The 25,272-nt window shown below is 55.9% G+C and carries 28 protein-coding genes; 15 read left to right on the top strand and 13 right to left on the bottom strand.

Annotated elements, in window-relative coordinates:
- Window positions 1-113 precede the first annotated feature (113 nt).
- The 3 genes from B3K78_RS09860 to B3K78_RS09850 all read left to right on the top strand — a co-directional run bounded on the left by B3K78_RS09860 (window position 114) and on the right by B3K78_RS09850 (window position 2,926).
- Window positions 114-2,168, top strand: a complete 2,055-nt coding sequence (locus B3K78_RS09860) for a M3 family metallopeptidase (RefSeq protein ID WP_286695302.1) — start codon at window positions 114-116, stop codon at window positions 2,166-2,168.
- The gene (locus tag B3K78_RS09855) at window positions 2,152-2,439 is read left to right on the top strand and encodes a YheV family putative zinc ribbon protein (RefSeq protein WP_027873422.1); all 288 of its coding nucleotides are present in this window, start codon (window positions 2,152-2,154) and stop codon (window positions 2,437-2,439) included. The genes B3K78_RS09860 and B3K78_RS09855 overlap by 17 nt, the downstream gene beginning before the upstream one ends.
- Window positions 2,440-2,539: 100 nt before the next feature.
- A complete protein-coding gene (locus B3K78_RS09850) occupies window positions 2,540-2,926 on the top strand; it encodes a SpoIIAA family protein (RefSeq protein ID WP_161624243.1) in 387 nt (128 codons plus the stop codon).
- 12 nt (window positions 2,927-2,938) lie between these two features.
- On the opposite strand, the gene B3K78_RS09845 is transcribed toward B3K78_RS09850, so the two are convergent.
- From B3K78_RS09845 to B3K78_RS09820, 6 genes are all read right to left on the bottom strand, one after another.
- The gene (locus B3K78_RS09845; protein ID WP_286695301.1) at window positions 2,939-3,358 is read right to left on the bottom strand and encodes a CBS domain-containing protein; all 420 of its coding nucleotides are present in this window, start codon (window positions 3,356-3,358) and stop codon (window positions 2,939-2,941) included.
- A gap of 26 nt (window positions 3,359-3,384) precedes the next feature.
- Entirely contained in the window at window positions 3,385-4,608 is a 1,224-nt protein-coding gene (locus tag B3K78_RS09840) for a saccharopine dehydrogenase family protein (RefSeq protein ID WP_286695300.1), read from the bottom strand.
- A gap of 182 nt (window positions 4,609-4,790) precedes the next feature.
- Entirely contained in the window at window positions 4,791-4,961 is a 171-nt protein-coding gene (locus B3K78_RS09835) for a hypothetical protein (RefSeq protein ID WP_154653844.1), read from the bottom strand.
- Entirely contained in the window at window positions 4,958-5,371 is a 414-nt protein-coding gene (locus B3K78_RS09830) for a CBS domain-containing protein (protein ID WP_036255781.1), read from the bottom strand. The genes B3K78_RS09835 and B3K78_RS09830 overlap by 4 nt, the downstream gene beginning before the upstream one ends.
- A gap of 91 nt (window positions 5,372-5,462) precedes the next feature.
- Window positions 5,463-6,320, bottom strand: a complete 858-nt coding sequence (locus B3K78_RS09825) for a pirin family protein (protein ID WP_286695299.1) — start codon at window positions 6,318-6,320, stop codon at window positions 5,463-5,465.
- Between the two features lie 21 nt (window positions 6,321-6,341).
- On the bottom strand, window positions 6,342-6,944 hold the full coding sequence (locus tag B3K78_RS09820) for an FMN-dependent NADH-azoreductase (RefSeq protein ID WP_286695298.1): 603 nt from the start codon (window positions 6,942-6,944) through the stop codon (window positions 6,342-6,344).
- 112 nt (window positions 6,945-7,056) lie between these two features.
- On the opposite strand from B3K78_RS09820, the gene B3K78_RS09815 reads away from it, so the two are divergent.
- A complete protein-coding gene (locus B3K78_RS09815; RefSeq protein ID WP_286695297.1) occupies window positions 7,057-7,965 on the top strand; it encodes a LysR family transcriptional regulator in 909 nt (302 codons plus the stop codon).
- Window positions 7,966-7,972: 7 nt separating this feature from the next.
- Here the strand turns inward: B3K78_RS09815 and B3K78_RS09810 are convergent, their stop codons facing one another.
- Window positions 7,973-8,287, bottom strand: a complete 315-nt coding sequence (locus B3K78_RS09810) for a hypothetical protein (RefSeq protein ID WP_286695296.1) — start codon at window positions 8,285-8,287, stop codon at window positions 7,973-7,975.
- A gap of 156 nt (window positions 8,288-8,443) precedes the next feature.
- Window positions 8,444-9,790, bottom strand: coding sequence for an MATE family efflux transporter (locus B3K78_RS09805; protein ID WP_286695295.1), 1,347 nt, complete (start codon window positions 9,788-9,790; stop codon window positions 8,444-8,446).
- A gap of 466 nt (window positions 9,791-10,256) precedes the next feature.
- Between B3K78_RS09805 and coxB the strand changes: the two genes are divergently transcribed.
- From coxB to B3K78_RS09785, 4 genes are read left to right on the top strand one after another with little or no spacing between them, the layout of a single operon-like run.
- On the top strand, window positions 10,257-11,420 hold the full coding sequence (gene coxB, locus B3K78_RS09800; protein ID WP_204994890.1) for a cytochrome c oxidase subunit II: 1,164 nt from the start codon (window positions 10,257-10,259) through the stop codon (window positions 11,418-11,420).
- A gap of 11 nt (window positions 11,421-11,431) precedes the next feature.
- A complete protein-coding gene (gene ctaD, locus B3K78_RS09795; protein WP_027873389.1) occupies window positions 11,432-12,988 on the top strand; it encodes a cytochrome c oxidase subunit I in 1,557 nt (518 codons plus the stop codon).
- A 14-nt stretch (window positions 12,989-13,002) separates the two neighbouring features.
- The gene (locus B3K78_RS09790; protein WP_027873388.1) at window positions 13,003-13,569 is read left to right on the top strand and encodes a cytochrome c oxidase assembly protein; all 567 of its coding nucleotides are present in this window, start codon (window positions 13,003-13,005) and stop codon (window positions 13,567-13,569) included.
- Between the two features lie 39 nt (window positions 13,570-13,608).
- The gene (locus B3K78_RS09785) at window positions 13,609-14,589 is read left to right on the top strand and encodes a cytochrome c oxidase subunit 3 (protein ID WP_204994889.1); all 981 of its coding nucleotides are present in this window, start codon (window positions 13,609-13,611) and stop codon (window positions 14,587-14,589) included.
- Between the two features lie 85 nt (window positions 14,590-14,674).
- Here B3K78_RS09785 and B3K78_RS09780 read toward each other — a convergent pair whose 3' ends face one another.
- Window positions 14,675-14,917, bottom strand: coding sequence for a DUF2909 domain-containing protein (locus B3K78_RS09780; RefSeq protein WP_027873386.1), 243 nt, complete (start codon window positions 14,915-14,917; stop codon window positions 14,675-14,677).
- Between the two features lie 50 nt (window positions 14,918-14,967).
- Between B3K78_RS09780 and B3K78_RS09775 the strand changes: the two genes are divergently transcribed.
- The 5 genes from B3K78_RS09775 to B3K78_RS09755 are packed head-to-tail and all read left to right on the top strand — an operon-like array spanning window position 14,968 to window position 19,006.
- Window positions 14,968-15,711, top strand: coding sequence for an SURF1 family protein (locus tag B3K78_RS09775; protein ID WP_286695294.1), 744 nt, complete (start codon window positions 14,968-14,970; stop codon window positions 15,709-15,711).
- Entirely contained in the window at window positions 15,708-16,325 is a 618-nt protein-coding gene (locus tag B3K78_RS09770) for a redox-active disulfide-containing membrane protein (protein ID WP_036255773.1), read from the top strand. Before B3K78_RS09775 ends, B3K78_RS09770 begins: the two co-directional genes overlap by 4 nt.
- Window positions 16,326-16,366: 41 nt before the next feature.
- Window positions 16,367-17,416 (top strand): COX15/CtaA family protein, encoded by a 1,050-nt coding sequence (locus B3K78_RS09765; RefSeq protein WP_204994886.1) that lies wholly within the window; start codon window positions 16,367-16,369, stop codon window positions 17,414-17,416.
- On the top strand, window positions 17,413-18,351 hold the full coding sequence (gene cyoE / locus B3K78_RS09760; protein WP_286695293.1) for a heme o synthase: 939 nt from the start codon (window positions 17,413-17,415) through the stop codon (window positions 18,349-18,351). The genes B3K78_RS09765 and cyoE overlap by 4 nt, the downstream gene beginning before the upstream one ends.
- On the top strand, window positions 18,344-19,006 hold the full coding sequence (locus B3K78_RS09755; protein WP_286695292.1) for an SCO family protein: 663 nt from the start codon (window positions 18,344-18,346) through the stop codon (window positions 19,004-19,006). The genes cyoE and B3K78_RS09755 overlap by 8 nt, the downstream gene beginning before the upstream one ends.
- A gap of 43 nt (window positions 19,007-19,049) precedes the next feature.
- Here the strand turns inward: B3K78_RS09755 and B3K78_RS09750 are convergent, their stop codons facing one another.
- From B3K78_RS09750 to B3K78_RS09740, 3 genes are read right to left on the bottom strand one after another with little or no spacing between them, the layout of a single operon-like run.
- Window positions 19,050-19,841 carry a metal ABC transporter permease gene (locus tag B3K78_RS09750; RefSeq protein ID WP_027873381.1) on the bottom strand — a complete coding sequence of 264 codons (792 nt, stop codon included), beginning with the start codon at window positions 19,839-19,841 and terminating at the stop codon, window positions 19,050-19,052.
- Window positions 19,834-20,601, bottom strand: a complete 768-nt coding sequence (znuC, locus tag B3K78_RS09745; protein ID WP_286695291.1) for a zinc ABC transporter ATP-binding protein ZnuC — start codon at window positions 20,599-20,601, stop codon at window positions 19,834-19,836. The genes B3K78_RS09750 and znuC overlap by 8 nt, the downstream gene beginning before the upstream one ends.
- Window positions 20,594-21,085: a Fur family transcriptional regulator gene (locus tag B3K78_RS09740; protein WP_286695290.1), complete on the bottom strand. Its 492-nt coding sequence runs from the start codon at window positions 21,083-21,085 to the stop codon at window positions 20,594-20,596. Before B3K78_RS09740 ends, znuC begins: the two co-directional genes overlap by 8 nt.
- Before the next feature lie 86 nt (window positions 21,086-21,171).
- On the opposite strand from B3K78_RS09740, the gene B3K78_RS09735 reads away from it, so the two are divergent.
- Window positions 21,172-22,008, top strand: a complete 837-nt coding sequence (locus B3K78_RS09735; RefSeq protein ID WP_286695289.1) for a metal ABC transporter solute-binding protein, Zn/Mn family — start codon at window positions 21,172-21,174, stop codon at window positions 22,006-22,008.
- A 3-nt stretch (window positions 22,009-22,011) separates the two neighbouring features.
- Here B3K78_RS09735 and B3K78_RS09730 read toward each other — a convergent pair whose 3' ends face one another.
- Window positions 22,012-22,281 carry a hypothetical protein gene (locus B3K78_RS09730; RefSeq protein ID WP_204994881.1) on the bottom strand — a complete coding sequence of 90 codons (270 nt, stop codon included), beginning with the start codon at window positions 22,279-22,281 and terminating at the stop codon, window positions 22,012-22,014.
- 258 nt (window positions 22,282-22,539) lie between these two features.
- Here B3K78_RS09730 and polA point away from each other — a divergent pair, with 258 nt between their 5' ends.
- On the top strand, window positions 22,540-25,272 hold the full coding sequence (gene polA / locus B3K78_RS09725) for a DNA polymerase I (RefSeq protein WP_286695288.1): 2,733 nt from the start codon (window positions 22,540-22,542) through the stop codon (window positions 25,270-25,272).

Genomic DNA, 25,272 nt, shown 5'->3' with positions numbered 1-25,272 from the left:
AGATCTATTGTAGCGAGCCGGGTGGTCGGCGAACATGCTTTCTGGCCCAGCCTGGGCCTGCGATCTGTTAAGCTAGGGCTTGTTCATTTTTTTGATCATGTGAGTGCTTATTCATGTATGCAGAGCAATCTCTTCCGGAATTTTCTCAATTGCGACCGGCCGATTATCCCGCCCAGTGCGAGGAACTGCTTAATCGCAGCCGCGCCGATGTTGCAGGCCTGTTAGCCAGCGATACGCCGCTCAGCTGGCAATCGCTCATGCAGCCGCTGGAAGAGATCAACGATCGGATTGAACAATTCTGGGCACCCTTGAGCCACCTTCATGCGGTGATCAGCGGTGATGCCTGGCGCGATGCCTACAATAAGTGCTTGCCTCTGTTGACGGCTTACAGCAGTGAGATGGGTCAGAATCGCCCCCTTTATGAGCGCGTGAAGGCGCTGTCAGAGAGTGACGAGTTTCAGCAGCTACCATTTGCTCGCCAAAAGGCGGTGGAAAACATGCTGCGCGATTTCACCCTGTCCGGGGTTGCTCTGGATGGTGACGAAGCCACTCGCTTTAGTGAAATACAGCAGCGACTCAGTGAGCTGTCGACCGCCTACTCCAACCATGTACTGGATGCCACAGACGGTTGGGAAAAATTTGTCGCTGATGCGGAGTCGCTCGCTGGTGTGCCGGAGTCGGTGCTGGATAACCTCGCCGCTGCCGCAACGGCGGCGGGCCAAAAAGGTTATCGCTTGAGTTTGGACATACCGAGTTATTTGCCGGTAATGCAGTACTGCGACAACCGGGAGATTCGCCGTGAGCTCTACGAGGCCTACGTGACCCGCGCTTCTGCGCAGTCACCCAGCGGCGCCCAGTGGGACAACGGCCCGCTGATGGTGGAGATATTGCAATTGCGTGCCGAGCAAGCGCGCCTGTTGGGTTTTGGCAGTTACGCTGAAAAGTCATTGGCGAGTAAAATGGCGCCGTCCTGTGATGCGGTGCTGGATTTTCTGTCTGAGTTGGCGGCTGCCAGTAAACCCGTGGCCGAGCAGGAGCTAATTGCATTGCAGACCTTCGCCGCCGAACAGGGTCAGCACGAGCTCGAGGCGTGGGATTTACCCTACTTTAGCGAAAAGCTGCGGGAGGCCCGCTACGCCGTGTCTCAGGAAGAGCTGCGCCCCTACTTCCCGGTGGAGCGTGTGCTCGAAGGCTTATTCAAGGTGACGGGCGAGTTGTTCGATCTGGATATTGTCGAGCAAGAGGCACCACTCTGGCACGACGATGCGCAGTGTTTCGCGCTGCGTCGTGGCGGCGATACCATTGCGGAGTTCTATCTCGACCTATACGCCCGCGCCAATAAGCGTGGCGGTGCGTGGATGGCAGACTGCCGGGGGCGGCGGATGCTTGGCGATGGCAACGTGCAGCGCCCCGTTGCCTTTTTGGTGTGCAACTTTACGCCGCCGAGTGCCGACCGCCCTTCGTTATTGACCCACAATGAGGTGACGACGCTTTTCCACGAGTTTGGTCACGGTCTTCACCACATGTTAAGCCAGATAGACTGTCTCGCCGTATCCGGAATAAACGGAGTGGCTTGGGATGCCGTAGAACTACCCAGTCAGTTCTTGGAAAACTGGTGCTGGGAAAAATCCGTGATTCCCGATATCTCCGGTCACTACCAAACCGGTGAGCCGCTGCCCGAGGCCTTGTTGGAAAAGCTACTGGCGGCGAAAAACTTTCAGTCGGGTATGCAGATGCTGCGCCAGATAGAGTTTGCACTGTTTGATTTCCGTCTGCATATGCAGGCGGATATTGCCAGTGAGTCGCAAATCGATGCCCTGATGGCTGAGGTGCGCGACCAGGTTGCCGTGTTGCGGCCGCCAGCGTTTAACCGTTTTCAAAACAGTTTTTCGCATATCTTTGCCGGTGGATACGCCGCGGGTTATTACAGCTACAAGTGGGCCGAGGTGTTGTCTGCGGACGCCTTTTCGCTGTTTGAAGAGCGCGGCGTGATGGACAGAGATACCGGTTTGCGGTTCCGCAAGGTGATATTGGAACAAGGCGGTGCGCGTGATGCGGCGCTGCTATTTACTGAGTTTCGTGGGCGAGAGCCTGCCAATGACGCGCTACTGCGGCACAGCGGCATCGCGGTAAATACAGGAGGGGCCACGCATGGCAACGGAGTTTAAACCCAGGCGTTTTATTGCGGGGGCGGTGTGCCCCAAGTGCGCTGAGATGGATAAAACCGTGATGTACCGCGTCTCAGAGGTTGAGCAAGTGCGCGAGTGTATTCGCTGTGGTTTTAAAGAGTCGATCCGCGACGATGATGTCGCGGTCAACGAGCCGCCGACCCGTGTTAATCAACCCCGAGCTGGCGAAGCGCCGCTCGCTCATGAAGATGAAGTAAGAGTCGTTTCCATCCTCGACCCCAAGGCCAAGCCTGAGCGCCGCGATCACTGAGATTGGTAATATCCACGCTTCGCGGAACGCATTTCAGTAATGCTTATCTATACTGTTATGTAAGCGGTCTAGGCCGCCTGAAATGGTTCGCGGAGGTAACATGATGTTGGAGCTGCTGCCAATACCTTCTTCCCATGTAATTGGGGTAAAGGTGTCTGGCAAGGTAAATCACGACGACATGGCGGAAATCTATGACGCCGTTGAACACAAGCTGGAAAACGAGGAATACCTCGGCATTTATATCGAGTTAGAGCATTTCAAAGGCTTCACCTTGCGTGGCCTGCTAAAGGAAATGCGATTGCTCGCGCGCTTTTTCAAACATATTACCCGCACAGCATTGGTCGGTGAGCCGCGCTGGTACAGCCGTGGCGCGCAGCTGATTACCCACTGGATGCCCAATGCAGAGATTGAACACTTCACGGAAATTCAGCGTGATGAAGCGTTGATCTGGGTAAGTGAGCGCGATGCCGGTGCGTTCTCTGGCTGATGCAGTGGCGCATTAGTCGCCGTTAAAGCCGCATTCCTCAGCGCGACGTAATATGTCTCTCCAGCTGACAATGCCGACGGTTTGCTGCGCGCTATCCACAATGGGGATGCAGGCAATATCGTTGCGGTTAAAGGCGGCAATGGCGGCGTGAACATCGTCGTCAGGTGCCAGGCATAGCAGCTGCCTGCGCATGATCTGATGGGCGTGTTTATTGAGGGTTGCCTGGTCTTTAGGCAGTTCCGCCATGGTGCCGATGTTTGGACTGATGGCGGCGGCAAGATCCCGTTGAGAAATACTCCCCCGAAGCTTTCCGCCTTCCACCACCAGCAGGTGGTGGAACCGGGTCTTCATAAACAACTCTCGCACGGTGCTCAAACGGTCGTCGCTTTCAACGGTAACGACCGGTGAGGCCATAATATCGCGCAGTTTCATATTCGCCCTCCCTGTATGGAATGGCGTTAGCCATCCACAACATCAAAGCGTAATCCAGCGTAGCTTGCTAAGCGACCCTGCAGTGTGGTGCCCATGCTGCTAGCCGGTGTCCAGATGCCGCCACCGCATTGCTCGGCATCGATGTCGCGCGCCAAACACAGTGCAGCTTGAGAGATCATTTTGGCGGTTGAGCCATAGCCGGGGTCGCGGTCACCGGTCACCTTGCACTGCAGTTTGCTGCTGCCGTCTTCAAGGGCGTAAAAGCGCATATCAAAGAAGCCATTCAGTTGGTCTTCAGGGCTGGGGCCTTCGCCCGGCGCGGGAAGAAGCTTTTCCAGCAGCCAGCGGCTGGGTTTTATCGCTGCGCCAACCATGAATGCGGTCAGGCCGCTACCAATACCGTAGGCGCTGAGGCGGCCGGACAGCCCCTTGCCCGTGAGCATGGTTTCTTCATAGCGAAAATTTTCGCCGTACTTGGAGGCCAGTAAGGCATTGCTGCGGTGAACCACGCGGGTGTTGATTGCCGCCATGATAAAGGGTGACATCCATCGCTCGGTAACGGGGTCGTGTTCGGCCAGGCCTGGGTTGCGTTGACGAGCGCTGTAGGACGCGTCGGTAGCAATTAGATAGGGGTCGGCCATTTGCTTGCGCAGCGCTGGGTCCTTGGAGGCTTCCTTCATTACATTGAGCAAGCTGGCGAAGGTGCCGCCAGACAAGCCACCCTTGGCAGCTTTCACGCGCATACGAATGTCGCTGCTCGGTTTGCCGTGGCGTTGCTCGAATTGCTGCTGCGTGAAGAGGACGCCGAGGTCGGAGGGTATGGAGTCAAAGCCGCAGCAATGTACGATACGCGCGCCGGATTGTTGGGCGGTGGTTTGGTAGCGATCCACCATTTGACGAATCCAGTGCACCTCGCCAGTCAGGTCACAGTAGTCGGTACCAGTCTCGGCGCAGACCTTTACCAGAGGCTCGCCGTAAAGCGCGTAAGGGCCAACGGTGCTGAGAACAACACGGGTTTTTTCAACGAGCTGGCGCAGTGATGCCTCGTCGTTTGAGTCTGCCAATATAATGTCCGGCTTCTCGCCGCTCAGCGCATCGCGGGTTGCCTGCAGTTTACTCTCGCTCCGCCCCGCCATTGCCCAGCGTAAGGGCGTGTCTTCGCTTTGGTAGGTGCTCAGGTATTCGCAGATAATCTGACCAACGAAACTGCTGGCGCCAAAGACGATGATTTCATATTGGGCTTCGCTCACGTAGCACTCCTTATCAAGATGCATGTGTCCACCGCGGAACGGCGGTGTTGTTATATAGCTTGTGTTTGACTCGGTGCAGAGCTGCGGCCGAGGGCTGTAACGATCAAACGGTAATGAATAGGCACTAGTGTAGCTGGGGCGATGCGACTTACCATGATCTCCGATGTCCGGTTGCGAAGTCGTTAGCGCAGGTAGTGAGGGGTGTCTTGCCGGCAGTGGTGGCGATCATCGGGGTCGAGTATTTTGTCGCACTCTTGCAGGGCCCACTCTCGTTGTTGATCGTACTGACCGCTGCCACAGGCGCCGAGCATGGCGCACAGGGCGGCGGTGGTGAGCGCTTGAGCGGCGGTCATTGAGAGTCGCAGTGCGCGCGGTTTTCCCAAAGCGCACTCAAGATGGCACTGCGGGTAATCAAGCCGAGAAGTTTGCCGTCTTCAATCACTGGGTAGAGTTTGGGTTTGTTCTTACCCATATTTTGCGCGAGGTCGACAATATTCTGTTCGGCTTCGACGGCAAGCACCTCGTTGTGCATGACATCGTCAACGTTCGGCACGCCTTCACAGTGGTAGCTGCTGACCAGCATAGAATGGATGCAATCCTGTTCAGAGACGAAGCCGACAACGCGGTCGTTATCGTCTAATACGGGCAGGCCCATAACCCGGCTGCGCAATAGGGTGTCGACGACTTCCCCCAGTGGTGTGTGCATGCGCACAAAGGGTGCGGGGCTGGTCATGATGTCACGGACGCGAATACTGTTGCTCATTGTACTTCCTCCATTTGTGAATACTATACGCCCCTAGCTAAGCTGCTGTCAGTGTTTAGATGGGGACAAAGAGCGACGATTCAACGCCGCCCTAGTCAGTGAGGGTGCCGTCGCGATAGTCGCGCAGCGCTTGCTCAATTTCCGCGTTGCTGTTCATCACAAAGGGGCCGTATTGCACCACCGGTTCGCCAATGGGTTTACCGGCTATCAACAGCGCGCCGCTACCTGGCTCGCCATCAAGTATTACGCTGTCGCCGGGGCTGAGTAGCGCTGCGGTTCCAGCACAAATACGCTCCCCGCCGATTTCCAGGCTGCCGTCATAGCAGTACACCGCGGCGTTGTGACCAGCAGGCAGGCCAAGCTTAAGTGCCTGCGTCGACGTAAAGCGGATGTCGGCGTAGACCGGTTGGGTACTGTATTGCTGCCCATCTACGCCGTTAACGTAGCCCAGGCTGTTCCCGCTGGGCAGCGCAAGTTCTCCGGCGATATGATGGAGAGAGAAACCTTCACCGCGATACACCGGAATGCGCGCCGAGTTGATATCTTGATACACAGCCGGTCGCATTTTCTCATCAGCCGGTAAGTTCACCCATAGCTGAAAGCCGCGCAGCAAACCCTCGCGCTGCTGAGGCATTTCCGAGTGAATCACTCCCCGGCCGGCCGTCATCCACTGCACATCTCCCGGCCCGAGGTTGCCCTCATTTCCCATATGGTCGCGGTGTTGCATGTTTCCGGCGAGCATGTAGGTCACGGTTTCAAAGCCGCGATGAGGGTGGGCGGGAAAACCGGCTATGTAGTCCTCTGCGCGGTCGGAGTAGAACTCATCGAGCATTAGAAAGGGGTCGATGCGATCTCCGGGGGTGCTGCCCAGGCTACGCTTGAGGCTGACCCCCGCGCCATCGCGGGTGTCGCGAGCGGTAATACGGCGAGTAACGGTTCGCTGTGTCATACCTAACTCCTCACTCTAAATTTAAGAGGCGTGTTTAAACATCGTCTCGCGGGCGTGCTGCCTGGCTTGGTCGGCGGTTTCTGGCCCCATGTTTAGCCCTTCGGCGTAAATGAAGTGGATAGACTCAATGCCCATGAGACCAAAAATATGGCGCAGATAGGGGCTCTGGGTATCCATTGCGGTGCCGACATACTGGCCACCGCGGGCCGCAAAAATGTGCACGGGGCGGTCATGGAGCAAACCCTGCGGGCCATTTTCTGTATAGCGGAAGGTCTCCCCTGCCCGGGCAATATGGTCGATCCACGCCTTAAATGTTGACGGTACACCCAGGTTGTACAGGGGCATTGCAATGACAATTTCGTCGGCGCTGCGGACTTCTGCAATGAGCGCGTCGGACTGTTCCGCGATGGCAGACTGCTCTGCTGAGCGGTTTTCTGGCGCAGTGGTCAGTGCGGCGAAGCGCTGTGCGTCCAGGTGAGGCAATGCCTGTGCGTGCAGGTCGCGGTGGATCACGTTGATTGACTCGCCTTGGGCGCGCCGGCCCGCGATGAACTCTTGTGCCATTTGGCTGGAATGTCCCTGTTCGCCTGACAGGCTGCTGCTGATGTAGAGAATATTAGGCATGGTGCCTCCCGTTGCTACGTGTGGTGAGTTGCGATGGGAGTAGTTAACTATTGATTTAATTGTTTAAAAAGCGCAATTTTAGCGGCTAAACAATCGAATAAGTTGATGTATTATGCGCGGACCTCGAACGAATCTCGACCAGTGGCACTGTTTTATGGCGGTAGTGGATGAGGGGAGCTACTCCAAAGCGGCGGAAAAATTACACAAGAGCCAGTCGGCCGTTACCTATGCAATTCAAAAGCTTGAAGAGCAACTGGCGGTCGCCCTGTTTGAGATAAAGGGCCGTAAAGCCGAGTTGACCGACGCCGGACAGCTTTTTTACCGCCGCGGCCGCGCCCTGCTCGATGAGGCGTTGCGGGTGGAGGCGTCTGCCGTAACCCTCGCTCAGGGTTGGGAGCCACAGCTGCGGATTGTCAGCGACGCGCTGTTTCCGCAAACCGCTATGTTGGATTGCCTCGAGCAGCTGGCCATAGAGTGCCCCGAAACGCGCCTGGAGTGCGTGGAAACGGTGCTCAGTGGCGCCGAGGAAGCGCTGCTTGAACAGCGGTGTGACCTCGCGATCACGGGCATTGTACCGCCGGGCTTTTTGGGCGACCCGCTGCTGAGAGTCCGGTTCATTGCCGTCGCACACCGCGACCATGCCCTGCACCAGCTTGACCGGGCGCTGAGTTACCAGGACCTGCGTGCCCATCGTCAGGTTGTGGTGCGCGACTCCGGGGCGCGACGTCGCAGGGACTCCGGGTGGCTCGAGGCCGCGCAGCGCTTGACGGTGAGTCGAATCGATTTTTCAGTGCAAGCCGTGTGCCGAGGGGTGGGCTTTGCTTGGTTGCCTGAAGTTGTGATTCAAGGACCGCTCAACAGCGGGTTACTCAAGCCGCTGCCGCTGAACGAGGGTCGCGAACGTTTCGCCGAACTCTTCATTGTATTGCCAGAGCGGGAGCTGGCAGGCCCCGCAGCGCGGCGGGCCGAAGCGTTGATAAAAAACGCCGCGGCCGCGTTGACCTGCGATCGCCAACGCTGATGCGCAATTAGTTCGATGCGATGATCTGGGTGTTGTGGCGTTGGGCTAAAGCATTGAAGGCGCTGGCGTAATCCTCAAGGCGATCAACGGCGTAGTTATACACGAACGGATCGGAGCCTGTGCAAGACTCCAGGCGCGCGCTGGCGCTAGTCAAATAACTATCAACGCTGTCGCGCAAGTCTGCCAGGCGCTCCAGGTTGTTGGTATCGCTAGCGGGCAGTGCGGGCGCGCCCATTATCGCGGCCAGGGCGCAGGCCGCTTGGCTTCCCGCTGAAAAAGTCGCCAAGCTAGTGAAAAGAGCAACGAGAGGGAAAACTTTCATTTTAAAAACCTCAGAGTACGTGCATGTCTGTTGGAAGGCATGCTACCAAACGAAACAAATTTTGTAACAGTGGTTACGCCCGGTTTTTCTGTTTGGATGAGGTTTTGTTGATTTATCACAAAAAGTTAATGAAATTCAGCAAATGTGCTTGCATCTTTATCGAGAAGAAGTGTTACCGATGAGTGTGCTGTGCTTCCAGTGTTTTTCTGAGAATAACCAGAAGAAACACGCGGCCAACGTCAGGCCGCGTGTGGCATTGAAGGCTGCAAAGGCCAGCCAGAGGCCGTGGTTGCCCCAGGCCGTGCATGCCCACCACAGTGGCAGGTACACAACAAATACGCTGAACAGCATGCAGTACTGCATGGCGCCGGTGCGCAGCGCCCCGATAAAAATGCCGTCGTAACAATAACTGGCCACGCTTAGCAGTGGCAGCGCGATCAGCCAGGGGTAGTAGTGGTTGGCGGTGGCCTGAACATCAGCAATGCTGGTCATCAGTGAAAGGATGAGTGGTTTGCCGGTGGCGAGGATCAGGCTCGCCGCCAAGGCGGAATACAATGACCAGCGGCCACAGGTTTTACAAACTTCCAGAAAGGCGCCCCTGTCGGCCTGTTTGTAAGCGCGGCCGGCTAGCGCTTCTGCCGCATGGGCGAAGCCGTCCATACCGTAGGCGGCGGCCAGTGCGAGCTGCATTAAAATGGTGTTGGCCGCCAAAATCACTTCGCCGTGTTTGGCTCCCTGGGCGGTAAAGAAGCTGAAACTGAATAATAGTGCGGCGGTGCGAACAAGAATTTGTGCATTGGCGCTCAGCAGGCGCCGCATCGGCATGCCTCTTTTCAGACTATTGAGCAGGCCCCGTCGTATGGCGCTACCAAGGTGTTGTCGAACGGCATAGAGGCCGAGGGTGAAACCAGCGTATTCGCTGATAGCGCTGGCGATTGCGGCGCCCTCACTGGCCATGTTCAGGCCGACAATCAGCAACAAATCCAGAAAGATGTTCAGGATGTTGGTAAACAGGGCAATTGCCAGTGGCCAGCGTGCTTGCTGTTGCCCGAGTAGCCAGCCGGTGATTGCGTAACTGGCAAGCACGGCCGGCGCGCTGATTAGGCGGATCTGCAAATAGCTGTCGGCCAGTGGCCGTAAATGGCCCTCTGCATTCATTAAGGTCAGGCCGGGCGACCGCAATGCTGGCGATATCAGCCAAACTACACTGCCGAGCGCCAGGCCGAGTAGTACGGCTTTGATTAGTAGGCTGTCGCTATGCTCAAGGCTTTGGGCGCTGGCGCCGGTGGTGCCCATGCGCAGGAAGCCGAAGGTCCAGTAGCACAGTGACAGAATGCTTGCGCCGATCGCCACGGCGCTGAGGTGACGGCTGTCAGCAAGGTGGCCGAGCACGGCGGTGTCGACCAAGCCGAGTAGTGGCACTGATAAGTTGGCGAGAATCATTGGCCAGGCTAGCGACCAAATTTTCGCATTCAAGGGTGTGGCTGTGGGGGTGTTGGGCATGTTTCTGGCATCTCGGCGTTGCCGCAAGTGTAATCGGCTGGCGCGGATGTGCACAGCTGCGGTGCATCTCACCGTCTATTTTTTAAACGGTGCGGCTTTTCTCATTGCCTATATCTAGTGGTGTGCGCTGGGTAATAATGCTCTAACTGGTATATTTTCACGGACTGCGCGTTAATTTGGCGCCCCGGTGAGCGCGCCCTTCGGTGTTTCGGAGTAGCCTTGCTGGTTTCTTCAGGTTTATAATTGCGGCGTTTTGTCGCACCCAAAGCTATTTCGGTGTGGGCAAGCGCGCAATTTCGGGGGGAGTGACGTTGCTTGGCGGTGGGCCAGGGCAGCGTTTTTGCGTCCGTATAGCTGTTCTGACCGTGAGTTCGCAACTGCGTTCCATATATAAGAAAGCGTCTAGCGTGTCTGCCTGTCGTCGATCGGCGAAGGGATTCTTATAACTTATACGGAGACACGGGAGATGTATCAACAAGCGAAACGGCTGTATAAGCTGGCGCTTTGTCCTGTGCTGATGCTGCTTAGCCTGCTTAGTACTGGCGCATGGGCGACGGAGGGTAACCCCCAGCGTTGGCAAACAAATATGACGCCGGGCGTAACGGAAGTTGGTGCCAAAATCTACGACCTGCACATGTTTGTGTTTTGGGTGTGTGTGGTAGTAGGCATTATCGTCTTTGGCGTGATGTTCTACTCGGTTTTTGCCTATCGCAAAGAGCGTCACGAAGAACCAGCCACTTTCCACGAAAACACTAAGCTGGAAATCGCATGGACCGTCGTGCCATTCCTGCTGTTGATCGTTATGGCTGTGCCGGCGACCAGCACCCTGATTGAAATTTATGACACCGATGATGCAGAGCTCGACGTTCTGATCACCGGCTATCAGTGGAAGTGGAAGTACGAGTACATTAATCCCGAAGGCGACAATGTCAGCTTCTTCTCTAACCTGCTGACTGACAAAGCTGAAATCGGTAACACCGAAGCCAAGGGTTCGAACTACTTGATCGAAGTAGATGAGCCGCTGGTGATTCCGGTTGATACCAAAGTTCGCTTCCTCGTCACTGCAAACGACGTGCTGCATGCGTGGTGGGTACCTGCACTGGCCGTTAAGCGTGATGCGATTCCGGGCTTCATCAACGAGGCGTGGACCAAGCCGACTGAAACCGGTGTATACCGCGGCCAGTGTGCCGAGCTGTGTGGTCGCGATCACGGCTTTATGCCGATCGTTGTCAACGTTGTTGAAGAGCCTGAATACAAAGCGTGGATGGCGACTAAGCAAGCCGAGGCCGCTGAGATCAAAAAGCTGATGGCGCAAACCTTCTCTATGGATGAGCTGGTTGAGCGCGGCAAGGGCATTTACAACCGCTCTTGTATGGCTTGTCACGGTGCCAACGGTGAAGGCGGTGTGGGTAAACCCATTGCCAATAGCCCTATTGCTACCGGCGAAGTTACTGCGCACATCGATGTGCTGGTTAACGGCGTCCCAGGTTCTGCGATGCAGGCCTTTGGTGGTCAGCTGAACGACGTCGACTTGGCGGCAGTCGTTACCTATACCCGTAATGCCTTTGGCAACAATATGGGTGACAAGGTACAGCCGATCGATGTGTATAACTTCAAGAAAGGTCAGTAGGAGGATTCACCATGGGTGCTCACGGACCTGCTAAAGGTTTGACCCGGTGGTTAACCACCACCAACCACAAAGACATCGGCTCGATGTACTTGTGGTTCAGTTTCGCTATGTTCCTGCTTGGCGGCTCGTTCGCCATGATTATTCGAGCAGAGCTGTTCCAACCCGGTTTGCAAATTGTTGAGCCGGAGTTCTTCAACCAGATGACCACCATGCACGGCCTGGTCATGGTATTCGGCGCCATTATGCCGGCCTTCGTCGGTTTGGCGAACTGGATGATTCCAATGATGATCGGCGCGCCAGATATGGCACTGCCGCGTATGAACAACTGGTCCTTCTGGATCCTGCCGCCCACATTCCTGTTGTTGGCGTCTACCTTGTTCATGGAAGGTGGCGGTCCTAACTTCGGTTGGACATTCTACGCGCCGCTGTCGACGACCTATGCGCCACCGAGCGTGACCTTCTTCATTTTCGCCGTACACGCGATGGGTATCTCGTCCATTATGGGCTCGATCAACATTATCGCTACGGTTGTGAACATGCGCGCGCCTGGCATGACCTACATGAAAATGCCGATGTTCGTGTGGACGTGGTTGATCACTGCTTTCTTGCTGGTTGCGGTAATGCCCGTACTGGCTGGCGCAGTTACCATGATGTTGATGGATATTCACTTCGGTACCAGCTTCTTCTCAGCAGCGGGTGGCGGTGACCCGGTTCTGTTCCAGCACGTGTTCTGGTTCTTCGGTCACCCCGAGGTATACATCATCATTCTGCCTGCCTTTGGTGTGGTGTCTGAGGTTATCCCAACCTTCTCGCGCAAGCCTCTGTTCGGCTATGCATCGATGGTATACGCGACCGCTTCTATCGCCTTCCTATCGTTCATCGTGTGGGCTCACCACATGTACACCGTAGGTCTGCCGATCGCTGGTGAGCTGTTCTTTATGTACGCCACTATGCTGATCGCAGTCCCAACGGCGGCGAAGGTGTTCAACTGGATTACCACGATGTTCAAGGGGTCTATTACCCTTGAAACGCCGATGCTGTTTGCTATCGCCAAGGTATTCCTGTTCACCGTGGGTGGTTTCTCGGGTCTGATGTTGGCGATTGCGCCGGCTGACTTCCAATACCACGACAGCTACTTCGTTGTTGCTCACTTCCACTACACCATGGTGGCGGGTGCGATCTTTGCTCTGTCTTCGGCCGTGTACTACTGGCTGCCTAAGTGGACAGGCAAAATGTACAACGAGACCATGGGTAAAGTGCACTTCTGGGTATCATTCATCGGTTTCAACCTGACCTTCTTCCCGCAGCATTTCGTGGGCTTGGCAGGTATGCCGCGTCGTATCCCTGACTACAACCTGATGTTTGCTGACTTCAACATGATGTCGTCTATCGGTGCATTCATCTATGGCTCTAGCCAGCTGTTGTTCCTGTTCAACATTGTTCGGACCATCACGCACGGCAAGCCGGTCAACGACGACAAAGTTTGGGATGGTGCAACCACTCTGGAGTGGACCGTACCTAGCCCGGCGCCTTACCATACTTTCAGCACACCACCGGAAGTTAAGTAAGAGGAGTCGGAAACATGGCAAATGCAACGCAGCGTAACGTTATTCAAACCACTGGTAAGTTACTGGTGCTTGTTGTCGCAATGTTTGCCTTTGCCATGTGGGTGATGCCACCACTTTACAATGCACTTTGTGAGGTGTTGGGTATCAACGGTAAGACAGGTGGCCGCTATGAAGTGGTTGACAGTGCGGTTGACGAAAGCCGCACGGTAAAAGTGCAGTTTGTCGCGCAAAATAACGAGCTGATGCCTTGGGAGTTTGGCCCGAATACCAGTCAGGTAGAGGTACATCCCGGGGAGCCTGCGATGGTGACGTTCTACGCCAAGAACACCCAGAGCCACTATATGGTATCGCAGACCATTCCCAGCATCGTTCCCTCGCGTGCGGCAGAGTACTTTCACAAGACCGAGTGCTTCTGTTTTAACCAGCAACCGCTGGATGCCGGCAAAGAAGCCGATATGCCGTTGCGTTTTATTGTCGACCGGGATCTGCCCAAAGACATACACGTAATCACCCTTTCCTACACGATTTTTGACGTAACCGAGATGGCCGCAAAGCAGGATTCTGTTGCGGCGTCTAAATAGAAAGAGATTTTTCTCAAGCGAGAAAACGGAGAATTAATCATGGCGGGTCAAAGCAATGCCGGGCACGAAACCTATTACGTGCCGGAGAAAAGTAGCCTTGCTATCAACGCAACTATCGGTTTGGTAGCTTCGGTTTATGGCGCGGCCAGCGTAATTAACGACGCCAGCTATCGCCCCGGTGAAGAAACCAACTCTAGTTTTATCCTGTTTGCAGGTTTGGCGTACTTCGCCGCCACCCTGTGGGTATGGTTCGCAACCACTATTCGTGAAAACCGCCAGGGCATGAACAGTGCTCAGCTCAAGCACTCTTACGTGATTGGCATGCAGTGGTTTATCTTCTCGGAAGTGATGTTCTTTGCAGCCTTCTTTGGCGCACTGTTCTACATTCGTAACCTGGCTGGCCCATGGCTGGCGGGCGAAGGCGATGGCGCGATGAACACGCTGCTATGGCCGGGCTTTGAGTACAGCTGGCCGTTGATGGAAACGCCTCAGGACGCCATTGGTGGTGTTTCCGGTCAGGCGGCTGCGGGGCATCTGGCGAACAATGGTGAATTTACCGGTGCAGAGAAGCACTTGTCTTTCCCTGGTTTTGCTAACATCGGCCACTGGCTGCCGCTGTACAACACCATCATCCTGCTGACCTCCAGCTTCACTTGCCACATTGCTCACATGGGCATCAAAGAAAACAACCGCAAGAAGTTTAACCTGTGGTTGTTCATTACTGTGGCGCTGGGTGCGATCTTCCTGTACCTGCAGTACATGGAATACCACGAAGCCTTGTTTGAATATGGCATCAAGCTGAACAGCGGTGTTTACGGCACTACGTTCTTCATGTTGACCGGCTTCCACGGCTTCCACGTGGCGATGGGTACCGTCATGCTGCTGATCCAGTGGCTGCGTTCAACAAGCAAGGGGCATTTCACCGCCGATGATCAGTTTGGCTTTGAAGCGTCGTCTTGGTACTGGCACTTTGTAGACGTGGTATGGGTATTCCTGTTCCTGTTTGTCTATATCTTGTAAGTAGCGTTTAGCGACGCCGAAAACGGCCGGATACGTGAGTTTGCATGGCAAATAGGCGTTTCCGGCCGTTTTTTTTATGTGGTGCTTAGCGTGTGGCGCGGCCGTCATCCAGGTAGCGCTGATCCCAGGGAGCCTTTGAGCCAAGCTGGCCGGTATAGACCCCATAAAACAGAAAGCCCATCAGCAGCGTCGCAATCGCTAGGCGTACGCTCAGTGACTGCCAGGTGCGCATCGTTGTGCCGCGATCTTTAAATAGAAAAAACAGGCCACTGAACAGGCTGAAACACAGTGCAATAAATAGCACTACAATGACGACTTTTAACCACATTAGAACTCTCCCATAGCGTTTGCCGCAGTATACACAATCGGAATCTCGACATGCCTTACACGCGCACGCCTTTGCAATGGTCGCTCGACTGGAAGTCTTTGATCGTTATCTTGTTGGCCCTGCCCCTGACGATACGGTTGGGCTTTTGGCAGCTGCAGCGTGCCGACGAGAAGCAGCAGCTATTGGTGGCCGCTCAGGAGCGTCGGCAACAAGCCGCCGTGGATATCGCCGCGCTTAACGACTACCCGAATTACCGCCCGGTTTTCGCCCTGGGACAATTTGACACCCAACGATACTGGTTATTGGACAATCGGATCAGGCAGGGGCAATTCGGTTATGAGATAATCGCGCTCCTGAATTTGGCTGATGGACGTAAAGTTCTTGTCGAACGCGGCTGGATTGCTGCTGATCCGAGCCGCCAAACCTTGCCGCAGATTACGTGGCCTGAGGGCAAGCTTCGTCTGCAGGGTGAGCTATATAAATCGCTGGAAGAGCCGTTCAGCTTAGGAGAAGAGTCGCCGACAAACTGGCCACGGCGCCAGCAGTGGTTCGATGCCGACGAGGTCGCGCGGGAAATAGATGGGGTATTACCGACGGTAATGCGCCTGAGTGAACGCAGCCCGGCTGCGCTACGTACAGATCGTGTGCTGATAAACGTTTCGCCACAAAAGCACCACGGCTATGCCGTTCAGTGGTTTGCGATGGCGGCGATGTTGGCGGTGATATTTTTAATTCGCAACAGCAATGTGCTGGCGGTAATTAAACAGCGTTTAAAACAAGAGGGAAAATCATGACGTCGGAGCTGCCTTCAGGTAGTAAAAAGCAGGTTGCGCTAATTCTTGCCATTCCGGTGCTGGTTATTGCCGTGTCCAGCGTAATGTTTTTGTTGGCGCAAAAGCGAGTATTGGATTTTGGCACGGTCAATCGCGGTAGCTTAATTCAACCGCCGGTGCAGCTTAGTGAATTAACGCCGACCCGTGTTGATGGCAGCGAATACCTGTTCGACACCGCCGAGTCGCGTTGGGTGTTTATGGTTGTCGGTGGTCGCGAGTGCCAGGGCGCTTGCGAGCGCATGCTGTATTTGACGCGGCAGACACATGTGGCCTTGGGCAAGAAAACGGACCGAGTCGAGCGCGTCTACCTTGCTACTGAAGGCCCTTTGTCGCCACAGCTTCGCGATTTTATCGAACAAGAGCACAGTGACATTACGGTAGTAAATGTCGATGGCAGTCGCTTCCTCAAGGCCTTTTCGGCATTGCCGACTTCGCCGCTGGACAAGCACAGCTTCTACGTTGTCGATCCGCTGGGGTGGGTGATGATGGTCTACCGTGCGGAGGATACCACCACGGAAACGTTAACCACCCTGGGCAAGGACGTGCTCAAAGACATGCGCCGCTTGCTTAAATAGTGCGGTGCTGGCGAATACAAAACAGATTGGTAGAGAGATAGATGACGCTGTTTAATAGTCCCGATTTGCGTAAGCCCGGATTTCGTCTGGCATTCAGTGCCTGCTTGGTTGCCATTATTGTGTTGGGCATGGGGGTGTTTACCCGTTTGGCTGACGCCGGCTTGGGTTGCCCCGATTGGCCGGGTTGCTATGGTCACGTGTTATGGCCGACCGAAGACCACGAGGTTGCTCGCGCGAATGAAGCCTATCCGGAAATGCCGGTGGAGCACGATAAGACCTGGCCGGAGATGGTGCACCGTTATTTAGCGACGAGCCTGGGATTGTTCACCATTGGCATCCTGGTGTTTGCGCTGCGCAACCGCGGCCCAGAGCAGCCCCTGAAACTGCCGGTTTTTCTGCTGGCCTTCATTATCTTGCAGGGCATGTTCGGCATGTGGACGGTGACGCTGAAACTGTGGCCGCAAGTGGTCACTGCGCACTTGTTGGGCGGCTTCACAACCATCAGTTTATTGTGGCTGCTTACCCTACGATTAAATAATCAGCGCTGGCAATTGCCTGCTATTGTTGAGCCAAAGCTGACCGCACTGCGGCCTTTGGTTGTTGTTGGGCTGCTGATTGTTGTCGGCCAAATCGCGCTCGGTGGCTGGACCACTTCCAACTACGCCGACATTGCCTGCCCCGACTTTCCGCGCTGCCAGGGCGCGTGGTTGCCGCCGATGGACTTTGCCAACGGCTTTAATATCGCTCAGCAGGTTGGGCCGAACTACCTTGGTGGCGTGCTGGACAACGACGCGCGGGTGGCCATCCATGTCAGCCATCGCATCGGCGCGATCATAACGAGCCTGTACTTGCTGTTTTTGTTTGTGAAACTGCGCGGCTTGGCGACGGCGCCTGCGAAACGTCTGTCTGTGGTCATGCTTGCCGTGCTCGTTGCCCAGGTGCTTTTGGGTATTAGCAATATAGTATTTAACTTCCCCATTGCTGTGGCGGTGACGCATAACCTGGTTGGCGCGCTACTGCTATTGGTAATGGTGACAATGAATTATTGCGTGTTTACCGCAACGGTAAACCGTGGGGGTGTACGAGTATGAGTCGGGAAAATGTCGCCGAGGCCGAGCCGCAATCGTCGGCGGTGAGTTGGCGCGATTACTACGAGCTGTGTAAGCCGAATGTCGTTTTTCTCATGCTGCTGACATCGATCATCGGTATGTTTATGGCGGTCCCCGGTATGGTGCCATGGCGGGTGTTGGTGTTTGGCAATCTGGGTATTGGCTTGTGCGCGGCGGCCGCGGCGGCGGTCAATCACTTGGTGGATCGCCGTATCGATCTCATAATGGCGCGTACCCACAACCGGCCGATTGCGCAGGGGCGTTTGAAAACGGTTAATGCGGCGATCTTTGCTGCGGCTCTTGGGGTTGCAGGAATGGCGATCCTGTTAGTTGAAATCAATGCCCTGACGGCTTGGTTGACCCTCGCCTCGCTGCTCGGTTACGCCGTGGTGTATACCCTGTATTTAAAGCGCGCGACACCACAGAATATCGTCATCGGTGGTATTGCTGGTGCGGCGCCGCCGCTACTAGGCTGGACGGCGGTTACGGGTGAGATTCACGGGCATGCTCTGCTGCTGGTGCTGATTATCTTTGTGTGGACGCCGCCACACTTCTGGGCGCTAGCGATCCACCGGCGCGATGATTACGCCAAGGTCGATATCCCCATGCTGCCGGTGACCCACGGCATTGGTTATACCAAATTGCATACCCTGCTCTACACCCTGTTGTTGTTCGTGGTCACGCTGCTACCTTTCGCCACTGGAATGAGCGGCATGCTGTACCTCTTGGGGGCGATCTGTTTGGGGGCAGGCTTTATTTACTGGGCTATCGTGCTGCTGCGCGGCAATGACCCGAAAGCGCCGATGGCGACCTTCAAGTACTCCATTATTTACTTGATGGCCCTGTTTATTGTTATGTTGTTGGATCATTATATGCTGCCCGCAACGATCATTTACGAGGTGTCTGGCTATGAGTGAGGCCACGGAAGCGACGAATAAGCAGCGGCGCGGCATACGTCTAACAGTTTTAGTTATTCTGCTGATTGCCGGCAGCTTGGTTGCGGGTTTCTTTTACGCCTTCACCAAAGCACGGGTGATGACCAAGGACGAATTGCGTGATCAGGGGGCCTACCTCTATGAGAACCCGCGCATGATCCCCGGGTTTAGTTTGCTAGATGAACAGGGGAAAACGCTGACCCCGGAGGCCCTCAAAGGCCAGTGGAATCTGATTTTCTTCGGTTTTACTTACTGCCCTGATATCTGTCCCACCACACTGGCTCAGCTCAAGCTGCTGTATCAGGAGCTGGAACCGGACGTTCAGGCGAACACTCAAATTTGGCTGGCCAGTGTTGATCCGGCCCGGGATACGCCCGAGCAAATGCGCAGCTACCTGGCGTTCTTTCATCCGTCATTTCGCGGGATCACGGGGGATTTTCTCGAGATCCACCGTTTTGCCACGGCGTTGAATATCCCCTTCGCCAAAGTGCCGGGCGGCGGTGACGATTACATGGTGGATCACAGTGCCAACGTTGCCTTAGTCAATCCTCAGGGGCATTCCCTTGGCTTTTTCAGGGCGCCGCTAGACATCAGTAAGATGAAGCGCAGCTTCCTGGCGATCCGCGAGCATTATTAGGGTAGAAGCAAAAGCGCTAAAAACGCCGCGAGTCGGCGTTTTTTTATGCCTGACGAAAGCCGCGGCTAAACTGCGCCGCAACGAAGATCAGTGCTGCGCACAAGACAACGCTTGGCCCGCCTGGGCTGTCCCACGTCCAGGCGGCTGCCAGCCCTGAGGCCACCGCTGCGACGCCGCATAAAATCGCAATTACCGCACACTGCTCAGGGCTGCGGGATAATCTGCCTGCCGCCGACGCGGGAATAATGAGCATCGCGGTGATCAGCAGCACACCGACAACCTTCATCGCGACCGCGACGGTTGCGGCAATCAGCAGCATCAACAAAAGGCGCAGGGCGTTCACATTGCGGCCTTCTACGGCCGCTAACTCGGCGTGAGCGATTACCGCCACCAGGCCACGCCAGTAGCAGCCCAGTAATAGCAATACAACGGTGGCGATGCCCGCCAGTAAGCGCAAATCTTCTGGCATTACCGCCAGCAAGTCGCCGAATAAAAAGCTATTGAGATCAAATGCCGGGCCATCCATAAATGACAGCGCTACCAAGCCCAGTGCCAGGCTGGTGTGGGAGAGAATGCCCAGTAAGCTGTCCAGGGCGGTGTCGCGCCATAACTGCAGGGCGAACAGCAGCACGGCGATGCCGGTGCAGGCGAGTAACACCGCCCACTCCAAGCGTATTTGCCAGCTTAAGCCGAGCGCGAGCCCCAATAGTGCCGAGTGCGCAAGAGTGTCGCCAAAGTAGGCCATGCGCTGCCAGGTGACCAGCGTGCCAAGAGGGCCGCACACCAGCGCCAATATCAGTCCGGCCGCCAGTGCGTTGAGTAAAATATCAGTCATGATGGCAGGGGCCGTCGCCCTTCTCCCTTACAACTTCGCCATGCATGTCGTGGCGGTGATCGTGGTCGTGTTGATAAAGGGCAATCGCTTCGGCATGCCGACGGCCGAAAAGTGATAAATAGGCCGGATCATTGCTGACCGTCTCTGGGTGTCCGTGGCAGCAAACGTGCTGATTGAGGCAAATAACAGTGTCGGTCTGCGCCATTACCCAGTGAAGGTCGTGAGAAACCATCAACACTGCGCAGCCCAGCTGATCTCTCAGTTCGCCAATCAACTCGTAGAGTTCGGTTTGGCCGGTAATATCCACCCCTTGAGCCGGCTCGTCGAGTACCAGTAGCTCTGGCTCGGCGAGCAGTGCGCGGCTAAGTAGCACCCGCTGAGTTTCACCGCCGGAGATATCGTGGAGTGGTCGGTCAGCCAGGTGGGCAATGCCCGTGCGGGACAGCGCGTGCTTGATGCCGCAGCGCCGCTGCTGCGACATGCGTAAAAAGCGACTAACGCTGATCGGCATCAGTGGATTGATGCTCAGGCGCTGCGGCATATAGCCAATGCGCAGGCCTGGGGCGCGCGTCACGGTGCCACTATCGGGGCGCTGCAGGCCCAGGGCGATGCGCAGCAGGGTGCTTTTACCGGCGCCGTTCGGGCCGATAATTGTCATGATTTCTCGCCTCGCCAGGTTCAGGTCAATCTCTGACAGCAGGGTTTGCTGGCGGAGGCTAAGCGACACCTTTTCAAGCTGCAGAAGTTGGCGGTCACGCACTCTCGGATTGCTCCTGGCAGCGCTGGCAGCTGCCAACAACCTCTACGCACTGCTCTTCTGCGTGGAAGCCGCGCCCCTCGGCGGCTTGGCGGATAGCGCTATCGATCGCCTCAGCGTCGAGTTCAATGGCGGTATTGCAGTGCCGGCAAATGAGGAAGTGCCCGGAGTGTCGGTGGCTTGGGTCCGCGCAGCCGACAAAGGCGTTGAGCGACGCAATGCGGTGAACCAGCCCCTGCTCCAGTAAAAAATCCAAGGCGCGATAGACGGTGGGGGGTGTGCTGCGACGCTCGCTTTGCGCATCGAGCGACTCCAGCAAGCTATAGGCGCCCACCGGTTTGTGGCTCTCCCAGATCAGGCTGAGAACATGCTCGCGAATCGGCGTGAGTCGTGCACCGCGGGCGGCACATATCTGGCGCGCACGCTGCAGGGCTTCATCAATGCAATGTTGATGGTTGTGATGTTGCTCGGGTGCCTCGGTAGGCATTGGTCAGCACCTAGTAGAAATAATAATGTTATAATATTTCAATTTTCTTTCTGTTACACCACCTGACGTTGAGGTTACTGTCGATCATGCGCCGCTGCTGGCTGATATTGCTGTGTTTTTGCTGTATTTCTGTACCGGCTTACGCGTCGTCCTTGCAACTGATTACTACCGTTAAGCCGCTGCAGTTGTTGGTGGCCGACATTGCCGGCGATGCCGCCGAGGTTGCGTTGCTGCAGTCTGCAGCGACGTCACCTCACGATTTTCAGTTGCGCAGCTCTGATCTCGGCCGTTTGGCTAAAGCGGATATGGTGCTTTGGTTTGGGCCCGCGTTGGAGCACTACCTGAGCAAGCCCATCCGCCGCTTTGACCATGCGGTTGCTCTGTATCCGGATGACCAGCCCGGCGATGTTGATGCCCACTACTGGCTGGATGTTGAGCAAATTCACTATATGGCGCGGCGCATCGCTAAGCTGTTGTCAGATCGGGTGCCCAGTCGCAGTGCATACTTCCATGCCAACGCGGCGCGCCTCACTTCTGCCCTGCGCCTGTATGACAAATCATTAGCGTCCCGCTTGCAGCGAGCAAGTGATCAGCGCTATCTGTTTTTGCATGACGGCTTTTCCCGTTTTGAGGCTCGCTATGATTTGCGTGGCGGGCTGGTGCTGTCGGGTGGTGAGGGTCGTATGGCGGGAGCGCGGCACCTGGCCGAGTTGCGCGAGCAATTGCAGGCGGGTGAGATACAGTGTGTGTTTCGCGAGCCGCAATATCCTGCCGCAATGTTGAGGGTGTTGACGCAGGGACTGGACGTGCCGGTTGTCGAGCTGGATCCGATGGCGGGTGAGACCACGACAGCTGGCGGCTTTATGGGCTTTTACCGCCAGCTTGGTGAGGCATTTGCGAGCTGTTTGGTCGCAAGTCCTTAGCGTTTACTGGTCGAGGTTTTTGGCGCCAGGCAGTGACGGCGCTTCGAAGTTGTCCAGTGCTACGCTCAGTGAGGCTGAGACCACATCCAGTGTGTTTGCCAGTACGCGTTCGGCATTAACGGTGTTGTTAACAGCCGTATTCTCCGGTGCATAACTTGCAGTGGCTTCACTGTAGGCTAATACCAGCGGCGCGCCCGACGCCGTGTCCTCGTCAGCGGCAAACGCTGCGGTGCTGGCAATCAAAAGTAGTACTGCGCTGCTTAGCTTTTTCATCTCTCTTTCTCCTCTGTGGGGCGCTGTTGCCCCGGAACAAGATGCTGTTGTCACCTTGTGTTACGTAAGGTAACACATTGCTGACGGCTCAATATGCTTAAATTTTGTTCATATTGGTGTAATGCGCTGTTCATAAGGGTATTTGGGTGTTACCTGGGGGGATTTTCGGTAACACTTTGTCTTGCTATGTGGGTCACTCGATTTCTGGCTTCGTGATACACTCGCGGCTTCTTCGGCTGGCAATTGAATATTTCGACAATGACTGCGACATCTCCCCTTGTTTTGGTAGACGGCTCTTCTTATCTATACCGGGCCTTCCACGCTCTGCCTCCGCTAACTAACTCCAAAGGACAGCCCACCGGTGCGGTGAAAGGTGTTATCAGCATGTTGCGCCGCCTGCAGAAGGATTACCCCGATAGCCCTATTGCCGTGGTATTTGACGCCAAGGGCAAAACCTTTCGCGACGACATGTACAGCGACTACAAGGCCAACCGCCCACCGATGCCGGACGACCTGCGGGCGCAAATTCAACCTATTCACGACATTGTCGACGCCATGGGTTTGCCGAGACTGGTGATCGATGGTGTGGAAGCCGACGATGTGATTGGCACCCTGGCGGCCCAGGCGGGCGCGGAGCGGCCGGTGGTGGTGTCGACCGGAGATAAGGATATGGCGCAGCTAGTGAATGCCCATGTCACGTTGGTGAATACCATGACCGATACCAAAATGGATGAGGCTGCCGTCGCCGAAAAATTTGGTATCCCACCCTCGCTGATTATCGACTACCTCGCGCTAATGGGGGACAAAGTCGACAATATTCCGGGCGTGGCTGGCGTTGGCGAAAAAACCGCCCTGGCCCTGCTGCAGGCCCTGGGTGGCATAAAAGATATCTATGCCCGGCTAGATGAGGTTGCGGACCTATCCATTCGCGGCGCCAAGAGCCTGGCGAAAAAGTTAGAGGCCTCGCGCGAGGCGGCAGAGTTGTCCTACGAGTTGGCCACGATTAAGTGCGATGTGGCGCTCGATGTTGCGGTGGCGGATCTTCAGCCGGGTAGCGTCGACAATGAGCAGTTATTGGCGCTGTTTCGCGACATGGAGTTTAAAGGTTGGGTTGACGAGCTGCAGCGCAATGAGGGGGCAGTTGCAGCCGAGGTGGGCGACGATCAGCCTGGTAACTCCTCGGAAAAGCAGTACAGCGTTATTCTCGACGAGGAGAGTTTTCAGCAGTGGCTGGATCGACTGAGCGCAGCAGCATTGTTCGCCTTCGATACCGAGACAACCAGTCTGAATTATATGCAGGCGCGGGTTGTTGGGGTGTCTTTTGCCATTGAGCCCGGCGAGGCGGCCTATGTGCCCTTTGGCCACGACTATATCGACGCGCCAACGCAGCTCAGTGAGGAGCGCGTGCTCGGCGCGTTAAAGCCCTTGTTGGAAGATGCCAAGGTCGCCAAGCTGGGGCAAAACCTTAAGTACGATGCGAATGTCTTGGCGAACCACGGCATTACCCTGCGGGGTATCGCCGAAGACACCATGCTTGAGTCGTATGTGCTGGATTCCACGGGCAGCCGTCACGATATGGATAGCCTGGCGTTGAAATACCTGGGCCAATCAACCATTCACTTTGAAGACATTGCGGGCAAAGGCGCTAAGCAGCTTAGTTTTAATCAAATCGCACTCGAGCAAGCCGGCCCCTACGCCGCTGAGGATGCCGACATCACCCTATGCTTACATCAGGCCCTGGCGCCCAAGCTCAGCGAGGCGCCATCCCTTGTTTCCGTGTATCGGGATATTGAATTGCCCTTGGTGGGAGTGCTGTCACGGATCGAGCGCAACGGCGCCCTGATCAGCCGAGACATGTTGGCGGTGCAGAGCATGGAGATTGCCGATAAGCTCAAGCAGCTGGAGCAGCAGGCCTACGACATTGCCGGTGGCGAGTTTAATTTGTCCTCGCCCAAGCAGCTGGGTGAAATTTTGTTTGAACGACTGGAAATCCCCGTCATCCGCAAAACGCCCAAGGGCGCGCCGTCTACGGCCGAAGAAGTGCTCGTTGAGTTGGCTCACGACTACCCCCTGCCCCAGGTTATTCTCGATTACCGCGGGTTGGCGAAACTGAAGTCGACGTATACCGACAAGTTGCCGCAGTTGATCGACCCCCAAACCGGGCGCGTGCATACCTCCTACCATCAGGCTGTTGCCGCTACCGGGCGCTTGTCGTCGTCTGACCCTAACCTGCAGAACATTCCCATTCGCAGTGCCGAAGGCCGCCGCATACGAAAGGCCTTCGTTGCGCCGCAGGGTTACAAAATACTGGCGGCGGACTATTCACAAATCGAGCTTCGCATAATGGCCCACCTCTCTGGTGACGAGGGCCTGATCAACGCCTTTAAAAATGGTGAGGACATTCACCGCGCCACGGCTGCTGAGGTATTCGGGGTGGAGTTAGACGCTGTGAGCGATGAGCAGCGCCGCAACGCCAAAGCCATTAACTTTGGGCTGATCTACGGAATGTCGGCCTTTGGCCTGGGGCGCCAGCTCCATATTGGGCGCAACGAGGCTCAGCAATATATCGACCTCTACTTCGAACGCTATCCGGGTGTCAAAGAGTATATGGACAATACCCGCGCGCTCGCGGCGGAAAAAGGTTATGTGGAAACCCTGTTCGGCCGCCGCCTGCACCTGCCGGAAATTAACGCGCGCAATGGCCAGCGGCGTCAGGCTGCCGAGCGCACGGCAATCAATGCCCCCATGCAAGGCACTGCTGCTGATATTATCAAGCGGGCAATGATCGCCGTGGATGACTACCTGAGCGAGCAGCAGCCCGACGCGAAAATGATTATGCAGGTTCACGACGAACTGATTCTTGAGGTTGCCGAGGATCAGCTCGATAGCGTTCAAGAGCGTGTTGTCGCGTTGATGGAGAGCGCTGCCGAGCTGGCGATACCGTTAGAGGTAGGAGTGGGCAGTGGCGATAACTGGGACGAGGCGCACTAG

The organism is Spongiibacter sp. UBA1325, from assembly GCF_002306875.1.
GTDB lineage: Bacteria > Pseudomonadota > Gammaproteobacteria > Pseudomonadales > Spongiibacteraceae > Spongiibacter > Spongiibacter marinus.
The sequence above is the reverse complement of the archived record's forward strand: the minus strand, read 5'-3'. Positions and strand labels throughout refer to the sequence as shown.

What these genes read in the sequence shown, in the direction of transcription:
- B3K78_RS09860 (WP_286695302.1), top strand. Translation starts at nt 114, where the DNA reads ATGTATGCAGAGCAATCTCTTCCGGAATTTTCTCAATTGCGACCGGCC.
- B3K78_RS09855 (WP_027873422.1), top strand. Translation starts at nt 2,152, where the DNA reads ATGGCAACGGAGTTTAAACCCAGGCGTTTTATTGCGGGGGCGGTGTGC.
- B3K78_RS09850 (WP_161624243.1), top strand. Translation starts at nt 2,540, where the DNA reads ATGATGTTGGAGCTGCTGCCAATACCTTCTTCCCATGTAATTGGGGTA.
- B3K78_RS09845 (WP_286695301.1), bottom strand. Translation starts at nt 3,358, where the DNA reads ATGAAACTGCGCGATATTATGGCCTCACCGGTCGTTACCGTTGAAAGC.
- B3K78_RS09835 (WP_154653844.1), bottom strand. Translation starts at nt 4,961, where the DNA reads ATGACCGCCGCTCAAGCGCTCACCACCGCCGCCCTGTGCGCCATGCTC.
- B3K78_RS09830 (WP_036255781.1), bottom strand. Translation starts at nt 5,371, where the DNA reads ATGAGCAACAGTATTCGCGTCCGTGACATCATGACCAGCCCCGCACCC.
- B3K78_RS09825 (WP_286695299.1), bottom strand. Translation starts at nt 6,320, where the DNA reads ATGACACAGCGAACCGTTACTCGCCGTATTACCGCTCGCGACACCCGC.
- B3K78_RS09820 (WP_286695298.1), bottom strand. Translation starts at nt 6,944, where the DNA reads ATGCCTAATATTCTCTACATCAGCAGCAGCCTGTCAGGCGAACAGGGA.
- B3K78_RS09815 (WP_286695297.1), top strand. Translation starts at nt 7,057, where the DNA reads ATGCGCGGACCTCGAACGAATCTCGACCAGTGGCACTGTTTTATGGCG.
- B3K78_RS09810 (WP_286695296.1), bottom strand. Translation starts at nt 8,287, where the DNA reads ATGAAAGTTTTCCCTCTCGTTGCTCTTTTCACTAGCTTGGCGACTTTT.
- B3K78_RS09805 (WP_286695295.1), bottom strand. Translation starts at nt 9,790, where the DNA reads ATGCCCAACACCCCCACAGCCACACCCTTGAATGCGAAAATTTGGTCG.
- coxB (WP_204994890.1), top strand. Translation starts at nt 10,257, where the DNA reads ATGTATCAACAAGCGAAACGGCTGTATAAGCTGGCGCTTTGTCCTGTG.
- ctaD (WP_027873389.1), top strand. Translation starts at nt 11,432, where the DNA reads ATGGGTGCTCACGGACCTGCTAAAGGTTTGACCCGGTGGTTAACCACC.
- B3K78_RS09790 (WP_027873388.1), top strand. Translation starts at nt 13,003, where the DNA reads ATGGCAAATGCAACGCAGCGTAACGTTATTCAAACCACTGGTAAGTTA.
- B3K78_RS09785 (WP_204994889.1), top strand. Translation starts at nt 13,609, where the DNA reads ATGGCGGGTCAAAGCAATGCCGGGCACGAAACCTATTACGTGCCGGAG.
- B3K78_RS09780 (WP_027873386.1), bottom strand. Translation starts at nt 14,917, where the DNA reads ATGTGGTTAAAAGTCGTCATTGTAGTGCTATTTATTGCACTGTGTTTC.
- B3K78_RS09775 (WP_286695294.1), top strand. Translation starts at nt 14,968, where the DNA reads ATGCCTTACACGCGCACGCCTTTGCAATGGTCGCTCGACTGGAAGTCT.
- B3K78_RS09770 (WP_036255773.1), top strand. Translation starts at nt 15,708, where the DNA reads ATGACGTCGGAGCTGCCTTCAGGTAGTAAAAAGCAGGTTGCGCTAATT.
- B3K78_RS09765 (WP_204994886.1), top strand. Translation starts at nt 16,367, where the DNA reads ATGACGCTGTTTAATAGTCCCGATTTGCGTAAGCCCGGATTTCGTCTG.
- cyoE (WP_286695293.1), top strand. Translation starts at nt 17,413, where the DNA reads ATGAGTCGGGAAAATGTCGCCGAGGCCGAGCCGCAATCGTCGGCGGTG.
- B3K78_RS09755 (WP_286695292.1), top strand. Translation starts at nt 18,344, where the DNA reads ATGAGTGAGGCCACGGAAGCGACGAATAAGCAGCGGCGCGGCATACGT.
- B3K78_RS09750 (WP_027873381.1), bottom strand. Translation starts at nt 19,841, where the DNA reads ATGACTGATATTTTACTCAACGCACTGGCGGCCGGACTGATATTGGCG.
- B3K78_RS09740 (WP_286695290.1), bottom strand. Translation starts at nt 21,085, where the DNA reads ATGCCTACCGAGGCACCCGAGCAACATCACAACCATCAACATTGCATT.
- B3K78_RS09735 (WP_286695289.1), top strand. Translation starts at nt 21,172, where the DNA reads ATGCGCCGCTGCTGGCTGATATTGCTGTGTTTTTGCTGTATTTCTGTA.
- B3K78_RS09730 (WP_204994881.1), bottom strand. Translation starts at nt 22,281, where the DNA reads ATGAAAAAGCTAAGCAGCGCAGTACTACTTTTGATTGCCAGCACCGCA.
- polA (WP_286695288.1), top strand. Translation starts at nt 22,540, where the DNA reads ATGACTGCGACATCTCCCCTTGTTTTGGTAGACGGCTCTTCTTATCTA.